This window comes from Microbacterium esteraromaticum (assembly GCF_900163815.1).
Classification (GTDB): Bacteria; Actinomycetota; Actinomycetes; order Actinomycetales; family Microbacteriaceae; genus Microbacterium; species Microbacterium esteraromaticum_B.
Genome location: NZ_FUKO01000015.1, coordinates 1 through 1672 on the forward strand (window position 1 = coordinate 1; position 1672 = coordinate 1672).

Genomic DNA, 1672 nt, shown 5'->3' on the forward strand with positions numbered 1-1672 from the left:
AGCCTCGATTCACCGATGAGCTTGGGTTCTGAGCGAGCGTCGTGACATAGAAATGCCCCTCTGACCAGGAAGAATAGAGCTTGTCTAAGGTCCTATTCACCCAGTCAGAGAGGCATCTCGTAGATGCAATTCAAGCACGCTCCTGCCGCGGTTTCAGCGGTATTCGATGATCCGAATCTCGTGTCGGCCGCGGGCCTGGTCCCGATGCTCGGTCTCGCGCGGAAAGCGGGGCTCGACGAGCTGACGCAGTCCCGCTTGAGCGTCCCGACGGACAAGGGCTCCAACGCTGGGGCGAAAGTGATGGCGTTGGTTGCGGGGATGCTCGCCGGGGCGGACTCGATCGACGACATGGACCTGCTCCGTCACGGCGGGATGGGTCGCCTGTTCGACCGGACGTATGCGCCGTCGACGCTGGGGTCGTTCCTGCGCGAGTTCCGATTCGGACACGTCCGCCAACTCGACGCCATCGCCTCCCGCGTTCTGGGGAACCTCACCGGTGACACGCCACTGCTGCAGGTGCGGACCGGGGAGCAGGTGATGGTCGATCTGGACGACACGATCATCGAGGTCCACGGATACCAGAAGCAGGGCGCTGGGTTCGGATACTCCGGCGTCCGCGGCCTGAACGCGCTGCTCGCGACCGCGTCGACGGCGTCGTCGGCGCCGGTGATCCTGGGCCAGCGGTTGCGGCAGGGGAAGACAGGGTCTCCGAAAGGCGCCGCGCGAATCGTCGGCGACGCTCTGGCCACCCTGCGCCGCACCGGCGCCGCGACCGGTGCTACGCCGTTGCTGCGGGCAGACTCCGCGTTCTACGGGCACGCGACCATCGGCACCGCGATCAAGGCCGGCGCCGACGTGTCGGTGACTGTTCGGATGGACCCTGCGGTGAAGGCCGCGATCGCGACCATTCCCGATGATGCGTGGACGATGATCGAGTACACCGACTCGATCCGTGACGAGACCACCGGGCAACTGATCTCCAAAGCCGAGGTCGCCGAGATCGACTTCACCGCGTTCCGCTCTCGGAAGAAGGCAGAACGCATCGCCGGGCGGCTCGTGGTGCGACGCATCCCCGACCTGAACCCGAGACAGGTGGAGCAGCCGACACTGTTCGACACCTACCGGCATCACGCGTTCTTCACCACCACCGACAAGGAGGCGATGGACACGGTGGTCGCGGACAAGACCCACCGCGCTCACGCGATCATCGAGCAAGTCCACGCCGACCTCAAGAACGGGCCGCTCGCGCACCTACCGTCGGGAGTGTTCACCGCGAACAGCGCCTGGCTCGTCCTCGCCGTCATCGCATTCAACCTCGCCCGTGCTGCCGGTCTCATCGCCGACAAGGCCGGGCGACTCGCGAGAGCGACCACCGCGACGATCCGCCGCACCCTCATCCATGTCCCCGCACGGTTGGCCCGCTCCGCGCGCCGCGTCACGCTGCACCTTCCGAAGGCCTGGCCCTGGGAGGCAGCATTCGCGAGACTGTTCGCAACCGCTCACGCCCCGCCACCGGCCCCGATCAGCTGACCACCGCCGCGCCGCGGCACGAACAAGGACCTCAGTGGACGACCGGGATGCGACGCCCGGAACTCACCCCTGCCCTCGACACGCCACCGAACCTCGATCACGCCAGCCCGCCCCACCTGCAGCTCGTCGGTGGATCGAGGCT

The 1672-nt window shown here is 66.8% G+C and carries 1 protein-coding gene; it reads left to right on the forward strand.

Features of this window, described 5'->3' with window-relative positions:
* Positions 1 to 123: 123 nt before the first annotated feature.
* Entirely contained in the window at positions 124 to 1530 is a 1407-nt protein-coding gene (locus FM104_RS04945; protein ID WP_087130357.1) for an IS1380 family transposase, read from the forward strand.
* The last annotated feature ends 142 nt before the right edge of the window (positions 1531 to 1672 follow it).